The sequence below is a fragment of the Streptomyces fodineus genome (assembly GCF_001735805.1).
Lineage (GTDB): Bacteria > Actinomycetota > Actinomycetes > Streptomycetales > Streptomycetaceae > Streptomyces > Streptomyces fodineus.
Window position 1 is genome coordinate 7,247,121 of record NZ_CP017248.1, and the last position, 20,550, is coordinate 7,267,670.

The window sequence follows — 20,550 nt, forward strand, 5'->3', positions numbered from 1 at the left end:
CGGTGCGAGCCGTTCAGTCCGCGGTGGGCGGCACCTGCGCCGCGTCGGCCGGCCGGACGTCCCGCAGCAGGCAGGTCAGCCGGGCGCTGCACACCCGGCGGCCCTGCTCGTCGCTGATCACGATCTCGTATGTCGCCGTCGAACGGCCCCGGTGCACCGGCGTGGCCACACCGGTCACCAGGCCCGAGCGAACCCCTCTGTGGTGCGTGCAGTTCAGGTCCACGCCGACCGCGATCTTCGAGCTGCCGCCGTGCAGCATGGAGCCGACCGAGCCGAGGGTCTCCGCCAGCACCGCGGAGGCGCCTCCGTGCAGCAGGCCGTACGGCTGGGTGTTGCCCTCCACCGGCATCGTCCCGACGACCTTCTCCGCCGAGGCCTCCAGGATCTGTACACCCATCCGCGTGCCGAGGTGCCCGGCCGAGAACAGGGCGGGCAGATCGACACCGAGCGCCGCGTACTCGTCGATGACCTCCTGCGGAAACGTCACTCGCTGCTGCTCACCCATGGGCCCCGCTCCGTTCGTCATGCCGTGCGACCTGTCTTCTGGCTGAGCAAACGCTCAGTCGGTCGCCGATTGTTCCAGACGGCCCGCGGCGCTCTCCGCGTGGTCTTCGAGTCGTACGACCACGGACTTGCTGGCCGGAGTGTTGCTCGTGTCGGCGGTGGCGTCGAGCGGGACCAGGACGTTCGTCTCGGGGTAGTACGCCGCCGCGCAGCCCCGGGTCGTCGGGTAGTGCACGACGCGGAAACCGGGCGCCCGCCGCTCCACGCCGTCCCTCCACTCGCTCACCAGGTCGACGTACGACCCCTCGGCGAACCCCAGCGCCCGCGCGTCCTCGGGGTGCACCAGCACCACCCGGCGGCCGCCCGTGATGCCCCGGTACCGGTCGTCCAGGCCGTAGATCGTGGTGTTGTACTGGTCGTGCGAGCGCAGGGTCTGCAACAGCAGCCGGCCCTCGGGCAGTTCGGGATACTCCACCGGCGCCGCCGTGAAGTTCGCCTTGCCCGTGGCGGTCGGGAAACGGCGCTCGTCGCGCGGGGCGTGCGGCAGCGCGAAGCCGCCGGGCCGGGCCACGCGCGCGTTGAAGTCCGCGAAACCGGGGACCACGCGCGCGATGCGGTCACGGATCGCCGCGTAGTCCTTCTCGAACTCCTCCCACGGCACCACGCTGCGCTCGCCGAGCACACGGCGCGCGAGACCGCAGATGATCGCGGGCTCGGACTTCAGGCGCGGGCTCGCCGGCGCCAGCCGCCCGCGCGAGGCGTGCACCATGCCCATCGAGTCCTCGACGGTCACGAACTGCTCGCCACCGGCCTGCAGGTCCCGCTCGGTGCGGCCCAGCGTGGGCAGGATCAGCGCCCGCGCGCCCGTGACGACATGCGAGCGGTTGAGCTTGGTCGACACATGCACCGTCAGCCGCGCCCGCCGCATCGCGGCCTCGGTCACCTCGGTGTCGGGGGAGGCGGAGACGAAGTTGCCGCCCATGGCGAAGAACACCTTCGCCTCGCCGTCGCGCAGCGCACGGATGGCCCGTACGACGTCGAAGCCGTGCTCGCGCGGCGGCGCGAACCCGAACTCCTTCTCCAGCGCGTCCAGGAAGGCCGGCGCGGGCCGCTCGAAGATGCCCATGGTGCGGTCGCCCTGGACGTTGCTGTGCCCGCGCACCGGGCACACCCCCGCGCCCGGCCGCCCGATGTTGCCGCGTAGCAGCAGGAAGTTGACCACCTCGCGGATGGTCGGCACGGCGTGCTTGTGCTGGGTGAGACCCATGGCCCAGCACACGATGGTCCGCTGCGAGGCGAGCACCATGCCGAGGGCCTGCTCGATCTCCGCGCGCGTGAGGCCGGTCGCCTTCAGGGTCTCGTCCCAGTCGGCGGCGCGCGCGACCTCGGCGAACTCCTCGAAGCCATGGGTGTGTTCGCGGACGAACCCCTCGTCGACCGCGCCGTCCGTCTGGAGGATGAGCTTGTTCAGGAGCCGGAAGAGCGCCTGGTCGCCACCGATGCGGATCTGCAGGAACAGATCGGTGAGTGCCGCGCCCTTCAGCAGACCCTGTGGAGTCTGCGGGTTCTTGAACCGCTCCAGGCCGGCCTCGGGCAGCGGATTGACGCTGATGATCTTCGCGCCGTTCGCCTTGGCCTTCTCCAGCGCCGTGAGCATGCGCGGATGGTTCGTCCCCGGGTTCTGCCCGGCGACGATGATCAGGTCGGCCCGGTACAGATCCTCCAGCAGGACGCTGCCCTTGCCGATGCCGATGGTCTCGCTGAGCGCCGACCCGGACGACTCGTGGCACATGTTGGAGCAGTCCGGCAGGTTGTTCGTGCCCAGCTCGCGCGCGAAGAGCTGGTACAGGAACGCGGCCTCGTTGCTGGTACGGCCCGAGGTGTAGAAGACCGCCTCGTCGGGGGAGGAGAGGGCGGCGATCTCCTCGGCGACGATGCCGAAGGCGCGCTCCCAGGTGACCGGCTCGTAGTGCGTGCCGCCCTCCGGGAGGTACATGGGGTGCGTGAGACGGCCCTGCTGCCCCAGCCAGTAGCCGCTGCGGCCGGCCAGGTCGGCGACGGGGTGCGCGGCGAAGAACTCCGGGGTGACCCGGCGCAGGGTGGCCTCCTCGGCCACCGCCTTCGCGCCGTTCTCGCAGAACTCCACCTTGTTCCGGTGGTCCGGCTCCGGCCAGGCGCAGCCCGGGCAGTCGAACCCGTCCTTCTGGTTCACCCGCAGCAACGTCAGCGCCGTGCGCCGCACGCCCATCTGCTGCTGGGCGATGCGCAGGGTGTGCCCGATGGCGGGCAGCCCCGCGGCCGCGTGCTTCGGCTCCGCGACCTGCGGCGCGTCCTGAACCGGATCACCCTTGGGCGGCTTCGTCGCCATCGCACGGTCCCCTTCGACTGCGTGTGCCAAGTACGATGCCGATCCTCCCACGGGCCACCGACAACGGAGCCGTCGCCCTGCAACGGCGATCAGCTAGGCCGTGGTGCCCGGCGGTGCCGAACTCCCCGCAACCACTCCCGACCCCGCCGGCAACACACTCGGTGACGGACCGGCAACCCTCGGCACCCCGGACCGGAGTGTCAGTGCGGCGTGGCAGGATCGAGGGCGTGGCAGAGACAGCATCGAAGAAGACCGACAAGACCCCCGGCGGTACCCGCCCCCGGCTGATGCTCATGGACGGGCACTCACTGGCCTACCGCGCGTTCTTCGCGCTGCCCGCGGAGAACTTCACGACCGCGACCGGCCAGCCGACGAACGCGATCTACGGTTTCGCGTCGATGCTGGCCAACACCCTGCGTGACGAGGAGCCCACGCACTTCGCCGTGGCCTTCGACGTCTCGCGCAAGACCTGGCGCTCCGAGCGCTTCACCGAGTACAAGGCCAACCGCTCCAAGACCCCCGACGAGTTCAAGGGCCAGGTCGAGCTGATCGGCGAGCTCCTCGACGCGATGCACGCCCCCCGCTTCGCCGTCGAGGGGTACGAGGCGGACGACGTCATCGCCACCCTCGCCACCCAGGCCGAGGCCGAGGGCTTCGAGGTGCTGATCGTCACCGGCGACCGCGACTCCTTCCAGCTGGTCACCGAGAACACCACCGTGCTCTACCCGACCAAGGGCGTCTCGGAGCTGACCCGGTTCACCCCGGAGAAGGTTTTCGAGAAGTACGGATTGACCCCCGCCCAGTACCCGGACTTCGCGGCCCTGCGCGGCGACCCGTCCGACAACCTCCCCGGCATCCCCGGCGTCGGCGAGAAGACCGCCGCGAAGTGGATCAACCAGTTCGGCTCGTTCGGGGAACTGGTCGAGCGCGTCGACGAGGTCAAGGGCAAGGCCGGGCAGAACCTCCGCGACCACCTGGAGTCCGTCAAGCTCAACCGCGTCCTCACCGAGCTGGAGCGCCAGGTCGAGCTGCCGAGGCCGGTCACCGACCTGGAGCGGGCCCCGTACGACCGCAAGGCCGTCGCGATGGTCCTGGACACCCTGGAGATCCGCAACCCGTCCCTGCGCGAGCGCCTCTTCGCCGTCGACCCCGGCTCCGAGGAGGCCGAGGCCACCCCGGTCACGGTGGACGGCGTGGAGATCGACGGCAAGATCCTGCGCACCGGCGAGCTGGCCCCCTGGCTCGCCGGGCACGGCGCCGAGACCCTGGGCGTCGCCACCGTCGGCACCTGGGCGCTGGGCACCGGCTCGGTCGCCGAGGTCGCCCTGGCCGCGGCCGGGGGAGCGGCCGCCTGGTTCGACCCGGCCGAGCTGGACGAGGCCGACGAGAACGCGTTCGCGGCCTGGCTGGCGGATGCCGGCCGCCCCAAGGTGTTCCACAACGCCAAGGGCGCCATGCGCGTCTTCGCCGAGCACGGCTGGTCCGTCGAGGGCGTGAGCATGGACACCGCGCTCGCCGCCTACCTGGTCAAGCCGGGCCGCCGCTCCTTCGACCTGGACGCGCTGTCCCTGGAGTACCTGCACCGCGAGCTGGCGCCCGCCGCCGCGGCCGACGGCCAGCTGGCCTTCGGCACCGACGACGGCGCCGAGGCCGAGGCCCTGATGGTCCAGGCCCGCGCGGTCCTCGACCTCGGTACGGCCTTCGAGACGCGCCTCGAGGAGGTCGGCGCGGCCGACCTCCTGCGCGACATGGAGCTGCCCACCTCCGCCCTGCTCGCCCGCATGGAGCGCCACGGCATCGCGGCCGACCGCGCGCACCTCGAAGCGATGGAGCAGACCTTCGCGGGCGCGGTGCAGCAGGCCGTGAAGGAGGCCCACGCGGCGGCCGGCCACGAGTTCAACCTGGGCTCACCCAAGCAGCTCCAGGAGGTCCTCTTCGGCGAGCTCGCCCTGCCGAAGACCAAGAAGACCAAGACCGGCTACACCACCGACGCCGACGCCCTGGCCTGGCTCGCCACCCAGACCGACAACGAACTCCCGGTGATCATGCTCCGCCACCGCGAGCAGGCGAAGCTTCGGGTCACGGTCGAGGGCCTGATCAAGACGATCGCGGGCGACGGCCGTATCCACACCACGTTCAACCAGACGGTCGCCGCCACCGGCCGGCTGTCCTCCACGGACCCGAACCTGCAGAACATCCCGGTCCGCACGGACGAGGGCCGGGCGATCCGCCGCGGTTTCGTGGTCGGTGAGGGCTTCGAGTCCCTGATGACCGCCGACTACAGCCAGATCGAGCTGCGCGTGATGGCCCACCTGTCCGAGGACGAGGGCCTGATCCGGGCGTTCACCTCCGGCGAGGACCTGCACACCACGGCCGCCTCCCAGGTGTTCGGCGTCGAGCCCGCCGCGGTGGACGCGGAGATGCGCCGCAAGATCAAGGCGATGTCGTACGGCCTGGCCTACGGCCTCTCCGCCTTCGGCCTGTCCCAGCAGCTGAACATCGAGGCGGCGGAGGCGCGCGCCCTGATGGACGCGTACTTCGAGCGCTTCGGCGGTGTCCGGGACTATCTGCGCCGGGCGGTCGACGAGGCGCGGGCCACGGGCTACACGGCGACGCTCTTCGGGCGCCGGCGTTACCTCCCCGACCTCAACAGCGACAACCGCCAGCGCCGCGAGGCGGCCGAGCGCATGGCCCTCAACGCGCCCATCCAGGGCACGGCGGCGGACATCGTCAAGATCGCCATGCTCAAGGTGGACAGCGCCCTGCGGGCGGCGGACCTGAAGTCCCGCATGCTCTTGCAGGTCCACGACGAAATCGTCCTGGAGATCGCCCCCGGCGAGCGAGCGGCCGCGGAGCGGATCGTCCGCCACGAAATGTCCACCGCCGTCCAGCTCCGCGCCCCCCTGGACGTCTCGGTGGGCGCCGGTCCGGACTGGGAGTCGGCAGCGCATTAGCCTGCGGCGGTTCGCGGGTGGGGGGCGGTGCGGCCGAGGCCGGCCGCACCGCCCCCCACCCGACCGCGGCGGCCCTGCGAGCCGACGCCGACCCGGTCTTCTGTGCTGCAACGCCGCTTGACTCCGACGGCGCAATCCGGCGGGGCCGACCCCGCCGCAACCCGTACGTCCACCCCACCCCACCAGCCCAGGAATCCGGTGCCCGCACGGCGCAAGTCGGCCGAACCCCCTCAAGGGCCCGTCACTCACGTGGCCCCCGTCAAAACGCCCCCCACCCCCCACAGCCGCAAAACTGCGAGCATGGGTATACGCATGCTTCACCGCCGGACGCCCGATGCAGACCTCCGGGCCTGGGCGGACACCGCCTCGGCGCAGGCCATGCCCGCCTCGCCGGTCCCGGCCCTCGTGGCCGACGCAAGCACCGCCCGCATCCCCGCCGACCTGGCCGTGACCGTCCGCAAGGCCGCCACGGACCTCCGGCACAGACTCACCGGCCTGACCGCCTGCGTGGGCCACGCGCCGGACTGGCGCCAGTGGGCCGACCTCGCCCGCGGCTACCTCGCCCTCGCGCTCACCGCGATCCCGAGACCGCGCCCCCGGCGCACCCTCACCGTCTTCGTCGCGTCCCTCACCGAGCGACCGGCCGCCCCCGGCCGGAACCGACCACCCCACCGGGATCACCGGGATCATCCGGCCCCCCTGGACCGTCCGGAACCAGGCCCGGACGACGCCGCCTCCTGACCCCGACGGCGTACAGCACGAGCCCCAGGACCAGCCCGGCGCCCACGCCGAAGCACAGGGTGGGCACCAGATCCCACAGCCGCTCCGGCGCGCCCGTCAGCGCCCACCAGCGCGCCACCCGCTGCGCCGCCCCGGCCACCGCGCACCCGCCGAGCACCGCGCCGGCCCACCACCGGTCCCGCACGGACAGCACCGGCACCCCCACCGGCTCCCCGCCCGGCGCCCGCCGCAGCGCATACGCGGCGAACACCGCGAGCACGACCGCACCCGCCACGGACGAGCCGTACTGCAGCCACGAGAACAGCGGCATGCCCGCGAGACGGTCCCGCTCGATGGCCGGAATCAGCCGCGTCCCCCAGCGCCCGTCATGCGTGAAGGCGTCCCACACCACATGGGTCAGCCCACCCAGCACGGCGGAGACGTACCACCGCGTCACCGTGACGGCCCCTACACGCGCGCGTGGCGCACCGCAGCGCAGCAGCAGCGCCGGCCGTCCCTGCCAGGCCCGGGGCAGCAGCGCGAGCAGCGGTTCGCGGACGAGCAGCCACAACCCCACCAGCGCCCAGGTGATGAGCACGTCGACCGTGAAGACCCCGGCGAACGAGTGCGTCACCGCGCCGAATTCCATGCCGCCCGGCAGGACACTCGCCGCGTAGAAGGTCATGTCGGGCGCGAAGGAGCCCGCGACGAGCACCGCCGGCACCAGCGGGCCACGGCCGCCGCCGTCCCGGCGTACCCCGGGCAGGACGGCCGCCGCATGGCTGAGTGTGAACGGCAACAGGGCTCCCTGGAACGGTCGTCGGCCGTGGTGCCGAGCCGGTGATCACGTCCGTCCAGTATGCGGGACCACCGCCCGGGGCCGTAGGCGGCAACGAGAGTTGGCCAACCGGTGAAAACCGGCTCGAACGGGTCCCGACAGGCAGCAAGTTGCCGTAGGGTCACCTGCGGCGCCGCGCCGGGCGCGCGATAGCACACACAGCGCACGGACGGAAGGGCGCGACAGAGGCAACCGGATCGCCGGGGCAACCGTCACACCAGGGCGAGCAAGACCGACGGATACGGACGCGGGGCGTCCACGGGAGGGGTTCACTCGATGGCGGCGCATTTCGGAAGGCGGCTGCGCAAGGGAGCGGCGACCACCGCCGTGGCCGCGGCAGCGGTTGCGGCCCTGTCCGCGTCCCAGGCTCCGGGAGCGACCGGCGAGGGCCACGGCAGACAGACCGTGGCCGGGGCCTCCAGCCCCGTTCCCGACGCGAGCTCCGACGGCAACGCCACCGGCAACTCGCCGTACTACACGGACCTGCCGCCGCTCAACAGCCCCCATCCCAGCCCCTCCCCGACCGCCGGCACCCCCGTACCCCAGGGCGACGCCGAGGCCGGCATACCGGCGACGGTCCTCGATGCCTACAAGAAGGCCGAAGCCGAACTGCGTTCCTCCAAGCCGGGCTGCAACCTGCCCTGGCAGTTGCTCGCGGCCATCGGCCAGGTCGAGTCGGGCCAGGCCCGCGGCGGCGAGGTCGACGCGAGCGGCACGACCGTCAGCCCGATCCTGGGCCCGGCGCTCGACGGCAACGGCTTCGCGCTCATCAAGGACACCGACCACGGCCTCTACGACGGCAACACCGAGTACGACCAGGCCGTCGGCCCCATGCAGTTCATCCCGTCGACCTGGGCCTGGGCCGGCCGCGACGGCAACGGCGACGGCAAGAAGGACCCCAACAACGTCTACGACGCCGCCCTCGCCGCGGGCCACTATCTGTGCCGCGACGGCCTCGACCTCTCGCGCGAGGACGATCTGCACAGCGCGATCCTCAGCTACAACCACTCGCAGGACTACCTGAACCACGTCCTGTCGTGGTTGGAGTACTACCGCAAGGGCACCCACTCCGTGCCCGACGGCTCCGGTTCCGTCCCCAGCCACCGCAGTGACGGCAGCACCCCGAAGCCCTCGGATACGCCGAGGACCAAGCCCGGACACAAGCCGGACCCGAAGCCCGGCCACCCGGGCGGCGGGAGCGGAAGCCCCAGCCCCAGCCCCAGCCCGAAACCGCCGAAGCCGCCCGTCCCGCCGACGCCTCCGCAGACCCCCACCGACACGGTGGACCACCTGCACGACGCGGACACGGCCAAGCTCACCACGATGGCCGGCCACGCCTTCACCGAGCGGATCGGCACCCGCGCCGAGACCAAGGCCGGCGCTTCCGTCGCCAAGGTCAGGATCCGGTTCACCATCTCCGGGGACACCGACGCCACCTTCGCCGGCGGCGAGAGCGTGGCCACGGTCGCCACCGACGCCAAGGGCATCGCCCTCGCACCCGCGCTCCAGGCGGGCGAGAAGACCGGCGACTTCAAGGTCACCGCCACCGTCGTGGGCCGCCCGGTCAAGGGCGTCGACTACACCGCCACCGTCACCGAGCGCGCCGCCGACACCTTGACCCGCACCAGCGACACCCCGCTGACCTGCACCCCGGGCGGCGAGTTCGCCGACCAGGTCGAGGTGAAGGGGACGTACAAGGGCGCCGTCGCGGACAAGGTCGCGGCCACGGCCACCCTGATCAAGTCCGACACCGACACCACCGAGAACGACAAGGGCCCCTACTTCAAGGACGCCGACGGCAAGACCGTACGCACGCTCACCGGCCTCCAGACGGACGCCAAGGGCCTGCTGACCCTGCCGAAGCTGTACGCAGACGACACCACCGGCACCTTCCTGCTGCGCATCACCACCGCCGGCGGCGCGACGCTCACCGTCGAGCTGAAGGTCGCCGCCGCCGACTCCTCGCCGAGCCCGTCCCCGAGCCCGTCCGCCTCCTGACGCACCACACCACCGGCAGGGCGCCCTCTTCGCACCGGCGGGGAGGGCGCCCTCGTTCGTCCGTGCACCGCTGTTCTCATCTCACCCGCCCGTTGCTACGGTGCCGAACCTGACGACCCATCAGGAAGCTGTCAGGACACGACCGTCTGCCGGGAGGCCCGTATGCGCGCCCTGATCGCCGCCGCGACCGGTCTCGCCCTCGCACTCGTCCTGGTCCTGGCGATGACCGCCATGGGTACGCCGACGGGCCGCACATCCCCCAAGCCGCTGCTGACGACGGTGCCCTCGCACCCGTAGCCGAGCCCGTCCGGGAGGGAGCCTTCCATGCGCCGCAAGGCAAGCCTGGTCCTGCTCGCCTGCGCCGTCTTCTGCGCGGCGCTGTCCCCGCTGCTGCGCTGGTACGCCTTCCCGCGCCTGGCCAGGATCCCCGCGAACCAGTACCAGGACATGGTCCTGGAGGCCAGGGGCGCCACCCTCCTCGACTACGGCACGATGCGCGCGAAGAAGGTCTCCAAGGTCACCATCGTGCAGACCCTCAAGGGCAACGTGGAGGCCGCGAAGAGCATCGAGAGGACGGCGGGGCGGCCGGTCGTGGTCTGGGACAGCCTCTCCTACGTCCAGGGCCCCGACGGGAAGATGGTCTCCAAGGTCCCCGAGCGCTACATCTTCGACGCCCACAGCCAGGACCCCGTGCACGCGACCGGCGAGATGGTCGACGGCGACCCCGTCACACGCGACGGCATCGAGTTCAAGTGGCCCTTCCTGACGCAGAAACGCGACTACGAGTACTTCGACGCGCAGACCCGCACCACCAGCCCCATCCACTACAAGGACACCCGGACCTTCCGCGGCCTGACGGTCTACTACTTCGAGCAGACCATCCCCTGGACCAAGGTCCCCATGCCGAAGACCCTGCCCGTCCAGGGCATCACTGCGGAATCGGTCGCGAGGACGGGCACGACCCGCTGGTACAGCACCGTCCGCAGGTTCTGGGTCGAACCGGTCACCGGCGCACCCGTCTACGGCGAGGAACTCCACCGGGAGGAACTGCGCGGCGGCACCCTGCTGGGCGGCCGGGCCAAGGTCACGGCGTTCGCCGGCGACGTGAAGATGCGCGAGGACTACATCGAGCACACGGTCGCCCTGGTCAAGCACAACCGCACCCTGGTCCTGACGCTCACCTCGTACGTCCCCTGGGGCTCCCTGACCGCAGGAGTCCTGCTCCTGGCCCTCTCCCTCTATCTGGAGGCCCGCGCCCGCCGCCCCCAGGACCCCGCACCCACGGAACCGGCCGAACCCGAACCGGTCAGCGCCTGAGCCTCGCGTTGGTGTGCCGGGTGGGCTCCGCGGTCGCCGGGTCCTCGGGCCACGGATGCTTCGGATACCGTCCGCGCAACTCCGCCCGTACGCCCTTGTAGCCGTCCTTCCAGAAGGAGGCGAGGTCGGCCGTCACGGCGGCGGGCCGCCCGGCGGGCGAGAGCAGATGCACGAGCAGGGGCACCCCCGCCACCGCCGGCGTCTGCCGCAGCCCGAACATCTCCTGCAGCTTCACCGCGAGCACGGGGCGCTCCGGATCCCGGTAGTCGATCCGAATTCTGGACCCACTCGGTACGGCGATGCGCTCCGGCGCCAGTTCGTCCAGCCGGGCGGCCTGTCCGCTCGCCCAGGGCAGCAGCCGCGCCAGCCCCTGACCGGCGTCGATCCGCGCGAGATCCGCTCGCCGCCGGGCCCGTCCCAGCTCCGGCTCCAGCCACTCGTCCACGCGCGCGTGGAGCGCGTCGCCGGACACGTCCGGCCAGGGCTCCCCGAGATGCGCCCGCAGAAACGCCAGCCGCTGCCGCAGCGACTCGGCCTCCGGCGTCCACCGCAGCAGCCCGAGCCCTGCCTGCCGCAGCCCTTCGAGGAGGGCAGCGCGCACGAGCGCCGGGTCGGCGTCCTGCAGCGGCCGTGCGGCGAGCTCGATCGCCCCCAGCCGTTCGACATGCCGGGCCACGACGTCCCCGCCGGCCCAGTGCACCTCGTCGTGCCCGCCGAGCAGGGGCCCGGCGGCGGCGAGCGCCACGTCCTGTGGCACGGCGGCCCCGAGCCGCACGCGCGCGTGCCCCTTCCCGGCGGGCCGATCCGCGACGGCGACGACGATCCAGGGCGCCCCACGGAGCCCCGACCCCTCCTCCAGCTCGGCCCGGGTACCGGAGGCCATGAGATACGACCCACCGTCCAGCCTGGCGACACGCTCGGGAAAGGCGAGCGCGGCCACAAGGCCGGCGAGCCTGTCGTCACCGGTGCCCGGTCCGGCCTGGCCGGAGTGCTCTTCCTGACGGCCACGCGCTCCCGTGGCGGCGCCTGGTCCGGCCTGTTCGGAGCCCCCTGTCCGACGGTCGCGGGCGGGCGGGTGCGAAAACTCCCCCGAGACGGCCCGCAGCCGCCGCACCTCCGCGGCCCACCGCCCCGCGTACGCGTCACCTCCACGCCGGGCCCGCCGCAACGCACCGGCGAGATCATCCCCGTACTCCCGCGGCACTTCCTCGGAGAGCAGCGCGACAACCTCGGCCCCCTCACCGGAGGTGTCCAGCAAGGCGCGTCCCAGCCGGGGATGCACTCCCAGCCGGGACAGGCGCACACCGACCGGCGTGGCCCGACCGGCGCAGTCCACCGCGCCCACGGCCGACAGAACCTCCCGCGCCGCCGCCATCGCCCCGCCCGGAGGAGGATCGAGCAACGCCAGCCCGGAGGCGTCCGGATCGCCCCAGCAAGCCGTCTGCAAGGCGAACGCGGTCAGGTCGGCCACCTTGATCTCCGGCGCCGGAAACGCCGGCAGACGCCCGTCCTCGGCCTCCGTCCAGCACCGGTACACAAAGCCCGGCGCCTCCCGCCCGGCCCGCCCCGCCCGCTGCCGCCCGGCCGCCCGCGACGCCCGTACCGTCGTCAGCCCGCTCAGCCCGCGCGCGTGGTCCACCCGCGGTTCCCGGGCGAGCCCCGAGTCCACCACCACCCGCACCCCGGGCACCGTCAGCGACGACTCCGCCACCGAGGTCGCCAGCACCACCCGGCGCCGCGCCCCGGGCGCGAGCACCGCGTCCTGCACGGCGGCCGGCGCCCGCCCGTGCACCTGGAGCACGTCGACGTCCGTCACATCCCCCAGTTGCCCCGCCACGCGAGCGATCTCGCCCACACCGGGCAGAAAGCACAGCACGTCCCCGTCCCGCTCGGCCAGCGCCCGCCGCACCACCGACGCCACGTGCGCCAGCAGCGCCGGATCGACACGCATCCCGTGCGGCGGCCGTACCGGACGCCCCGCAGGCGCCCACACCACCTCCACCGGGTGCGCGACGCCCTCCGCCTCGACCACCGGAGCCCCGCCCAGCAGCCGCGCCCAGCCCCCGGCATCCGTCGTCGCCGACGCGGCCACCAGCCGCAGCTCCGGCCGCAGCGCCTGCCGTACGTCCCACAGGAACGCGGCCGCCGTGTCGGCGTCCAGATGCCGCTCATGGCACTCGTCCAGGACGACAATGTCGACGCCCGGCAGCTCCTGGTCCCGCTGCAGCCGCTGCAGCAGCACGCCGGTCGTCGCGACCTCCACGCGCGTGTGCCGCCCCACGGCCCGTTCACCGCGCACCGTGAAGCCGACGCTCTCGCCGGGCCTCTCGCCCAGCAGCCACGCCATCCGCCGGGCCGCCGCCCGCGCCGCGATCCGGCGTGGCTCGGCCACCACGACGCGGCGCGCGGGCCCGCCGCCGACCAGCCCCGCCAGCACGAGCGGCACCAGCGTCGTCTTGCCGGTGCCGGGCGGCGCCACGAGCACGGCCGTGCCGGCACCCTCCAGGGCCTCGGTCAGAGCGGGCAGAGCGGAGCGCACGGGCAGCGCGTCCAGGGCGTCGTAACGGATCACGCCCCTAGTGTCGTACGACGGCGAAACCGGCCCCCACGCGCGCGTGCCCCCGATGATCAGCCGGGCTCAGTCCCGCTCGCACACGAAGATCGCCGTCCCCGGGATCAGGTTGCCCCGCAGCGGGGACCAGCCGCCCCACTCCGAGGTGTTCCAGGACGGCCACTCCGGCTCCACCAGGTCCACCAGGCGGAAACCGGACGCCACGATGTCCCGGACGCGGTCGCCGAGCGTCCTGTGATGCTCGACGTAGACCGCGCGGCCCTCCTCGTCCTGCTCCACGTACGGCGTGCGGTCGAAGTAGGAGGACGACAGCGACAGGCCCTCGGGGCCCGGCTCGTCCGGGAACGCCCAGCGGATCGGATGCGTCACCGAGAAGACGAACCGGCCGCCCGGCCGCAGCACCCGGCGCACCTCGCGCAGCACCAGCCGCGGGTCGGCGACGAACGGCAGCGCCCCGTACGCCGAGCAGGCCAGATCGAAGGAGCCGTCCGCGAAGGGCAGCGCGCCGGCGTCCGCGCAGACCAGCGGAAACGATCCACCGATGCGCAGGGCGTGCTGGAGCTGGCGGTGCGAGAGGTCCAGGGCCACCGGGCGGGCACCCTGGGCGGCCAGCCAGCGCGCGCACTGCGCCGCGCCCGCGCCGATCTCCAGGATCTCCTTGCCCTTCAGCTCCTCCGGCGGGCCGAGCAGCTCGGCCTCCACCTCGTCCAGGCCCTCCGGACCCCAAACGAAGCGGTCGTCGCCGAGGAATGTGCCGTGGTCGGTCTGGTACTCGTCCGCGTTGCGGTCCCACCAGCCCCGATTGGCCCGTGCGCTCTCCGTGACCCCGGCGTCACGCCGGGTGGCCTCCGGCTCGTACGCCTCGGGTCCTTCGGGCTCGTACGTTTCCGGCTCTTGGATGATCGGCTCCCTCGTCGTACTCTTCCGTCCAACCCGCCGGGCGCGCGTCGCGGAAGGGGTCCCGAAGGCCTACGTGGCCTCCTGGGACGTTTCTTGTGCCGGGTATGCGGCGATCCGCCCCGGGTGTGCGCCTTCGCGCATTGACCATGTCCGGCTGCCCCCGTATGCTACAAGTTGCGCTGCGGGCCTGCGCACCTCAGACGTAGCAGGCTGCGCTCGCATCTGTTGTATGTCCCCTCGGTTGTCGAGGCGCCATCACCAGTATCTGGTGGGCCGCTTCCTTGGCTGTCCGGCTTCTGCAGAGCGAAACGGGCTCCCGGCGTAAGCAGTACCTACGACTTCAATGTCCGTACCGGAGCCCTTTCCCACATGACGAGCAGCACCGAGACCACCGCCACCACCCCGCAGGTAGCGGTCAACGACATCGGTAACGAGGAAGCATTCCTCGCAGCGATCGACGAGACGATCAAGTACTTCAACGACGGCGACATCGTCGACGGCGTCATCGTGAAGGTCGACCGGGACGAGGTCCTGCTCGACATCGGTTACAAGACCGAAGGTGTCATCCCGAGCCGCGAGCTCTCGATCAAGCACGACGTCGACCCGAACGAGGTCGTGGCCGTCGGCGACGAGATCGAGGCCCTGGTCCTCCAGAAGGAGGACAAGGAAGGCCGCCTGATCCTCTCGAAGAAGCGCGCCCAGTACGAGCGTGCCTGGGGCACCATCGAGAAGATCAAGGAAGAGGACGGCATCGTTACCGGTACCGTCATCGAGGTCGTCAAGGGTGGTCTCATCCTTGACATCGGCCTCCGTGGCTTCCTCCCGGCCTCCCTGGTCGAGATGCGCCGCGTTCGCGACCTCCAGCCGTACGTCGGCAAGGAGCTCGAGGCCAAGATCATCGAGCTGGACAAGAACCGCAACAACGTGGTCCTGTCCCGCCGTGCCTGGCTGGAGCAGACCCAGTCCGAGGTCCGCCAGACGTTCCTCACGACCCTCCAGAAGGGTCAGGTCCGTTCCGGCGTCGTCTCCTCGATCGTCAACTTCGGTGCCTTCGTGGACCTGGGTGGCGTCGACGGTCTGGTCCACGTCTCCGAGCTGTCCTGGAAGCACATCGACCACCCGTCCGAGGTTGTCGAGGTCGGCCAGGAGGTCACCGTCGAGGTTCTCGACGTCGACATGGACCGCGAGCGCGTCTCCCTGTCGCTGAAGGCGACCCAGGAAGACCCGTGGCAGCAGTTCGCCCGCACCCACCAGATCGGCCAGGTCGTGCCCGGTAAGGTCACGAAGCTGGTTCCGTTCGGTGCGTTCGTCCGCGTGGACGAGGGCATCGAGGGTCTGGTCCACATCTCCGAGCTGGCCGAGCGTCACGTGGAGATCCCGGAGCAGGTCGTCCAGGTCAACGACGAGATCTTCGTCAAGGTCATCGACATCGACCTCGAGCGCCGCCGCATCAGCCTCTCGCTGAAGCAGGCCAACGAGTCCTTCGGTGCCGACCCGGCCTCGGTCGAGTTCGACCCGACCCTGTACGGCATGGCCGCGTCCTACGACGACCAGGGCAACTACATCTACCCCGAGGGCTTCGACCCGGAGACCAACGACTGGCTGCCGGGCTACGAGAAGCAGCGCGAGGAGTGGGAGCGCCAGTACGCCGAGGCGCAGGCCCGCTTCGAGCAGCACCAGCAGCAGGTCATCAAGTCCCGCGAGGCCGACGCGGCTGCTGCCGCCGAGGGTGGCGAGGCTGCGGCTCCGGCCGCGACCGGCGGTTCGTACTCCTCCGAGGGCGCGGACACCTCCGGTGCGCTGGCCTCGGACGAGGCGCTGGCCGCGCTGCGCGAGAAGCTGGCCGGTGGCCAGAGCTGAGCTCTTTCACTGAGCTGAGGGTCAGTCCCTAGTCTGAGGGGCCGCATCTTTCGAGGTGCGGCCCTTCAGGCGTTTTCGGGCGGGTGCTGCCCATGCCCCTGCCGTGACGCCGTCGATGATCACCCCTTTGGCCGCGTCGGTCATGATGCCCTTCTGTGGCAGGTCTCATGCATGAACGAAAATTGTCATGCTGAACGATGATGCCCGGTGAAGGTACAGACCAGCTGACAAGGCGTCAAGGTTGCCTGCGCGAGAGGCCTGATCAGTGGCCGGCTCCGGGAATGCCCGCGTTCCAGGGCGCGTTGTCCATGACGAACACGAGGAGGAGCGGTCACAGTGCTTGATCCGCAGGGTTTGTACGCATGGGAGCCGAAGGGCCTCGCCGTTGTCGACATGGCGCTTGCCCAGGAGTCGGCCGGTCTTGTCATGCTCTACCACTTCGACGGATACATCGACGCGGGCGAGACCGGGGACCAGATCGTCGAGCGGCTGCTCGACGCACTGCCCCACCAGCTCGTCGCGCGTTTCGACCACGACCGGCTCGTGGACTACCGGGCCCGCCGGCCCCTGCTGACCTTCAAGCGGGACCGCTGGACCGACTACGAGGTCCCGGCCATCGAGGTCCGGCTCGTCCAGGACACCACGGGCGCCCCCTTCCTGCTGCTGTCCGGGCCGGAGCCGGACGTGGAGTGGGAGCGGTTCGCGGCGGCCGTACAGCAGATCGTGGAGCGGCTCGGGGTCCGTCTGTCCGTGAACTTCCACGGCATCCCCATGGGCGTCCCGCACACCCGCCCGGTCGGTCTCACCCCGCACGGCAACCGCACCGACCTGGTCCCGGGCCACCGCAGCCCCTTCGAGGAGGCCCAGGTGCCGGGCAGCGCCGAATCGCTGGTGGAGTACCGCCTGCTGGAGGCAGGGCACGACGTCCTGGGCGTCGCCGCGCACGTGCCGCACTACATCGCCCGCTCGGCGTACCCGGACGCCGCCCTGACCGTCCTGGAGGCCATCACGGCCGCCACCGGGCTGGTCCTGCCGGGCATCGCGCACTCGCTGCGCACGGACGCGCACCGCACCCAGACGGAGATCGACCGGCAGATCCAGGAGGGCGACGAGGAGCTCACCGCGCTCGTCCAGGGCCTTGAGCACCAGTACGACGCCGCCGCGGGCGCCGAGACCCGGGGCAACATGCTCGCCGAGCCGGTGGAGATCCCGTCGGCGGACGAGATCGGGCGCGAGTTCGAGCGGTTCCTGGCGGAGCGGGAGGGCGACAGCTGAACTCCGCCGGTCCCGCTGTCAGTGGCAGGGCCTAAGCTGGCGCTCATGCTGAAAGTGGGCCTGACCGGCGGCATCGGCGCCGGCAAGAGCGAGGTGTCACGGCTGCTCGTGGAGCACGGGGCCGTGCTGATCGACGCGGACCGCATCGCGCGCGAGGTCGTGGCGCCCGGCACCCCCGGACTCGCCGCCGTGGTCGAGGCCTTCGGCGAGGACATCCTCACCGCGGACGGCGGCCTGGACCGGCCCAGACTGGGCTCGATCGTCTTCGCCGACCCCGAGAAGCTCGCCGTCCTCAACTCGATCGTGCACCCTCTGGTGGGCGCCCGCTCCCGCGCGCTGGAGGAGGCCGCGGCCGACGACGCCGTCGTGATCCACGACGTCCCCCTCCTCACGGAGAACGGTCTCGCCCCGCTCTACGACCTCGTGATCGTCGTCGACGCGAGCCCCGAGACCCAGCTCGACCGGCTGGTCCGGCTGCGCGGGATGACCGAGGAGGACGCACGCGCGCGTATGGCCGCGCAGGCCACCCGCGAGCAGCGCCGGAAGATCGCGGACATCGTGATCGACAACGACGTACCCCTGGACGCCCTGCACAAGCGCGTCGCCGAGGTGTGGGAGGACCTCATACGGCGGGCTCGCGCGGGTTCCGCGGAATAGCGGCCCCGTTCGCGGGCGTTGAAACGCTCAAGTGAGGGAAGGACTCTGCCGTGCCCGAGACCAGCGGTTCCGCCGGACGCAGTCCGGAAACGCATGTCATCGACTTCCGTGCAGCCGAGCATCTGCTCAACTCACGGGATCCGCGGGGCGCGGTGAAGCTGCTCGACGGAGTCATCGCCGCATACCCGGAGAACACCGCGGCCCGGCTGCTCCGCGCGCGTGCGTTCTTCGCCGCGGCGCAACTGCGGCCCGCCGAGCTGGAGTTCACCATCGTGCTGGAGCGCGAGCCGGACAACGCCTTCGCGCACTTCGCACTGGCCCGCACCTATGAACGCCAGGGCCGCCCCGAGCAGGCCAAGCGCCACTTCCGGCTCGCGGCCGCACTGGATCCCAACCCGGAGTATCTGAAGTCGGCACGCTTCGACGACTGAGCGCGGCTCACCCGTGGGCCCCGCGTGCGTCGTCATCATGGATGCCGATGCCTCGGTGGCCGCCGGAACGGCGGTCCGTCGTCCGGCGGCTGGTACGGCGGTATGTCACGGCCCGGCTGATAGTGCGGGCCCTGCCGGATGTGCCGGAGAACCACGGTCATGTCGAGGGTGACCACCAGCCACAGCACCCCGCAGGCCGCAGCCCAGCCGGGGCGCCCGGCGAGCGCGAACGCCACCGTGCCGAAGACCGCCCAGACCAGCCCCCACACGCACAGCCAGAACCGCGCCCGCAGAGCACTGCGCGCGGTCGCCGGTTCACTGCCCGTACGCATCGGACCACCACTCCTCCTTGCAACGTACTCTTCGCTGACGACGTTCATCAACGGCGCTCGTCCGTCGCTCGTCGAAGGGGGATCCATTGCTGCCGGACGCCGACGACCTGCCCGAACTGCTCCTCGACCTGGCCGTGCCGCACGAGGACATCAACGAACTCGTGACCCGGCGCTCCCGGCTCACCGGTGACCCGGGAGCGCTGAGACTCCTGGAGGAGTGCGTCGAGGAACTGTTCCGCGACCCGGAGGACACCGGCCGCACACCCGACCTCGCCAGGCACTTCGATGCGGCGCCGGCCGAGCTGTCCGGCATCTTCGGCGTGTACGTCTTCGTCGCCGCCCTCCCGCGCACCCTCGCCCGGCACCGGGAACGCGGCATCCCGCCCGAGATCTCCCGGCGCACCCTGGCCGACCTGGGCCGTCAGATGGCGGTGCACCGCAGACGGCACGGCTCGACCGGCGTGCACGCGCGGCGCTGGCTCGTGCGGCACTTCCGGGGTGAGCTGTTCCAGCTGGGCCGGCTGCAGTTCGAGCGGGCGCACCTCGGGCAGCGCACGGCGCCGGTGCTCGCGGCGGCCGGAGTGGCGGCGGTCCCCGGCACGCCCTGCCTGAACCTGCACATACCCGACTTCCACGGCCCGCTGACCCCGTCCGCCTGTGACCGCTCCCTGGCGTGGGCGCGCGAGTTCTTCGCCGTGCACTTCCCCGAGGAGCGGCCGGTGGCGGCGCTGTGCCACTCCTGGCTGCTCGACCCGCAGTTGAAGCGGTACCTGCCCGCCGACTCCAACATCGTCCGCTTCCAGGAGCGGTTCCGCACCGTCCGGAAGGACATCGAGCCGTCCGACACCGACCCCGTCCAGTTCGTCTTCGGCGATCCCGATCTGCCGGTCGCGGGGCTGCCGCGTCGCACAGCCGTGGAACGGGCCGTGGGGGACCATCTGCGGGCGGGCGGACACTGGTACATCGGGCGCGGCTGGTTCCCGTTCCCGACCGGACCGGCTTCCGCCGCATAGCGTCGGGTTGCTGCGGGTTTGCTGAGTCTGCCGCAAAGTAACTCGAACGGGTGAACCGGTGCTGGACGGGAACGGGCGTGCGAGGGTGGGCCGTTGTTCGGGCATGACGGTCGAAATGCGCGAGGGATACGAGGGCACGGGACCCGGTGCGATCACCCCGGACGGCTGCGCGGTCGAGTTGTACGAGCGGCTGCCGGTGGGCGACGAGCCGGACACCATCGCCGCGGCGGTACCGGCCGGGGCGCACATCCTGGAACTGGGCAGCGGAGTGGGCCGCATGACCCATCCCCTGCTGGAACGCGGCTTCACGGTCACGGCGGTGGACGAGTCCGCCGACATGCTGAGCCGGATCCACGGGGCACGCACGATATGCGGGCCCATAGAGCAACTGGACCTGGGCGGTGAGAAGTTCGACGTGGTGATGCTCGCGTCGTTTCTCGTGCACGCCGGTGACGAGGAGGTCCGCAGGGGCATGCTGCGCACGTGTGCCGGCCATGTCGCGGAGGGCGGCTGTGTGCTCATCCAGCGGGAGGGCGCGGACTACCACACGAACGTCCCGAGGGAGCGGATCGACCCGAGCGGCTTCACCGTACGGATCGCCTCGGTGGAGCCCGCCGGAGACGGGGTGAACTCGGTCCGTGCGGAGTATGTCTTCCCGGACGCGGTCTGGACCCAGACATTCCTGGCCCGGCCCCTGACGAAGGAGCAGTTCGAGTCGGCATTGGAGGAGGCGGGGCTGGAGGTGGACGCGTATCTGACACCTGACCGGACATGGGTGCGGGCCGTGCCGAAGGCATAGCCGGCACTCCGT

17 protein-coding genes are annotated in these 20,550 nt (G+C 71.5%); 11 read left to right on the top strand and 6 right to left on the bottom strand.

What is annotated here, in order from left to right; translation table 11 throughout:
• Nucleotides 1-13: 13 nt before the first annotated feature.
• Complete coding sequence (locus tag BFF78_RS31165; protein WP_069781464.1) at nucleotides 14-505, bottom strand: hotdog fold thioesterase; 492 nt, start codon at nucleotides 503-505, stop codon at nucleotides 14-16.
• Nucleotides 506-559: 54 nt separating this feature from the next.
• Nucleotides 560-2,872 (bottom strand): FdhF/YdeP family oxidoreductase, encoded by a 2,313-nt coding sequence (locus BFF78_RS31170; RefSeq protein WP_069781465.1) that lies wholly within the window; start codon nucleotides 2,870-2,872, stop codon nucleotides 560-562.
• A gap of 227 nt (nucleotides 2,873-3,099) precedes the next feature.
• Here BFF78_RS31170 and polA point away from each other — a divergent pair, with 227 nt between their 5' ends.
• A complete protein-coding gene (polA, locus tag BFF78_RS31175) occupies nucleotides 3,100-5,826 on the top strand; it encodes a DNA polymerase I (RefSeq protein ID WP_069781466.1) in 2,727 nt (908 codons plus the stop codon).
• Between the two features lie 300 nt (nucleotides 5,827-6,126).
• The gene (locus BFF78_RS31180) at nucleotides 6,127-6,567 is read left to right on the top strand and encodes a hypothetical protein (protein WP_193433579.1); all 441 of its coding nucleotides are present in this window, start codon (nucleotides 6,127-6,129) and stop codon (nucleotides 6,565-6,567) included.
• On the opposite strand, the gene BFF78_RS31185 is transcribed toward BFF78_RS31180, so the two are convergent.
• On the bottom strand, nucleotides 6,455-7,345 hold the full coding sequence (locus BFF78_RS31185; protein WP_069781468.1) for a DUF4184 family protein: 891 nt from the start codon (nucleotides 7,343-7,345) through the stop codon (nucleotides 6,455-6,457). The genes BFF78_RS31180 and BFF78_RS31185 overlap by 113 nt on opposite strands.
• Before the next feature lie 315 nt (nucleotides 7,346-7,660).
• Here BFF78_RS31185 and BFF78_RS31190 point away from each other — a divergent pair, with 315 nt between their 5' ends.
• The 3 genes from BFF78_RS31190 (at nucleotide 7,661) to pgfA (ending at nucleotide 10,699) form a co-directional block, all read left to right on the top strand.
• The gene (locus BFF78_RS31190; protein WP_069781469.1) at nucleotides 7,661-9,382 is read left to right on the top strand and encodes a lytic transglycosylase domain-containing protein; all 1,722 of its coding nucleotides are present in this window, start codon (nucleotides 7,661-7,663) and stop codon (nucleotides 9,380-9,382) included.
• A 162-nt stretch (nucleotides 9,383-9,544) separates the two neighbouring features.
• Entirely contained in the window at nucleotides 9,545-9,679 is a 135-nt protein-coding gene (locus BFF78_RS45645) for an SPW_0924 family protein (protein WP_107440881.1), read from the top strand.
• A 27-nt stretch (nucleotides 9,680-9,706) separates the two neighbouring features.
• On the top strand, nucleotides 9,707-10,699 hold the full coding sequence (gene pgfA / locus BFF78_RS31195) for a cell envelope lipid trafficking protein PgfA (RefSeq protein WP_069781470.1): 993 nt from the start codon (nucleotides 9,707-9,709) through the stop codon (nucleotides 10,697-10,699).
• On the opposite strand, the gene hrpB is transcribed toward pgfA, so the two are convergent.
• Both hrpB and BFF78_RS31205 read right to left on the bottom strand, forming a co-directional pair.
• Nucleotides 10,689-13,271, bottom strand: a complete 2,583-nt coding sequence (hrpB, locus tag BFF78_RS31200) for an ATP-dependent helicase HrpB (protein ID WP_069781471.1) — start codon at nucleotides 13,269-13,271, stop codon at nucleotides 10,689-10,691. The two genes, pgfA and hrpB, sit on opposite strands and share 11 nt — an antisense overlap.
• Before the next feature lie 66 nt (nucleotides 13,272-13,337).
• Nucleotides 13,338-14,174: a class I SAM-dependent methyltransferase gene (locus tag BFF78_RS31205; protein ID WP_069781472.1), complete on the bottom strand. Its 837-nt coding sequence runs from the start codon at nucleotides 14,172-14,174 to the stop codon at nucleotides 13,338-13,340.
• A 366-nt stretch (nucleotides 14,175-14,540) separates the two neighbouring features.
• On the opposite strand from BFF78_RS31205, the gene rpsA reads away from it, so the two are divergent.
• From rpsA to BFF78_RS31225, 4 genes are all read left to right on the top strand, one after another.
• Entirely contained in the window at nucleotides 14,541-16,031 is a 1,491-nt protein-coding gene (gene rpsA, locus BFF78_RS31210; RefSeq protein ID WP_023551529.1) for a 30S ribosomal protein S1, read from the top strand.
• Nucleotides 16,032-16,367: 336 nt separating this feature from the next.
• The gene (locus BFF78_RS31215; protein WP_069781473.1) at nucleotides 16,368-17,306 is read left to right on the top strand and encodes a PAC2 family protein; all 939 of its coding nucleotides are present in this window, start codon (nucleotides 16,368-16,370) and stop codon (nucleotides 17,304-17,306) included.
• Nucleotides 17,307-17,351: 45 nt separating this feature from the next.
• A complete protein-coding gene (coaE, locus tag BFF78_RS31220; protein WP_069781474.1) occupies nucleotides 17,352-17,963 on the top strand; it encodes a dephospho-CoA kinase in 612 nt (203 codons plus the stop codon).
• A 50-nt stretch (nucleotides 17,964-18,013) separates the two neighbouring features.
• On the top strand, nucleotides 18,014-18,394 hold the full coding sequence (locus BFF78_RS31225) for a tetratricopeptide repeat protein (protein WP_069781475.1): 381 nt from the start codon (nucleotides 18,014-18,016) through the stop codon (nucleotides 18,392-18,394).
• A 35-nt stretch (nucleotides 18,395-18,429) separates the two neighbouring features.
• On the opposite strand, the gene BFF78_RS31230 is transcribed toward BFF78_RS31225, so the two are convergent.
• Nucleotides 18,430-18,726, bottom strand: coding sequence for a DUF6343 family protein (locus tag BFF78_RS31230; protein ID WP_069781476.1), 297 nt, complete (start codon nucleotides 18,724-18,726; stop codon nucleotides 18,430-18,432).
• A gap of 86 nt (nucleotides 18,727-18,812) precedes the next feature.
• On the opposite strand from BFF78_RS31230, the gene BFF78_RS31235 reads away from it, so the two are divergent.
• Together BFF78_RS31235 and BFF78_RS31240 are read left to right on the top strand one after the other, a co-directional pair.
• Nucleotides 18,813-19,739 carry an acyltransferase domain-containing protein gene (locus tag BFF78_RS31235; RefSeq protein WP_069781477.1) on the top strand — a complete coding sequence of 309 codons (927 nt, stop codon included), beginning with the start codon at nucleotides 18,813-18,815 and terminating at the stop codon, nucleotides 19,737-19,739.
• Between the two features lie 115 nt (nucleotides 19,740-19,854).
• Entirely contained in the window at nucleotides 19,855-20,538 is a 684-nt protein-coding gene (locus tag BFF78_RS31240) for a class I SAM-dependent methyltransferase (protein WP_069783928.1), read from the top strand.
• Nucleotides 20,539-20,550 lie beyond the last annotated feature (12 nt).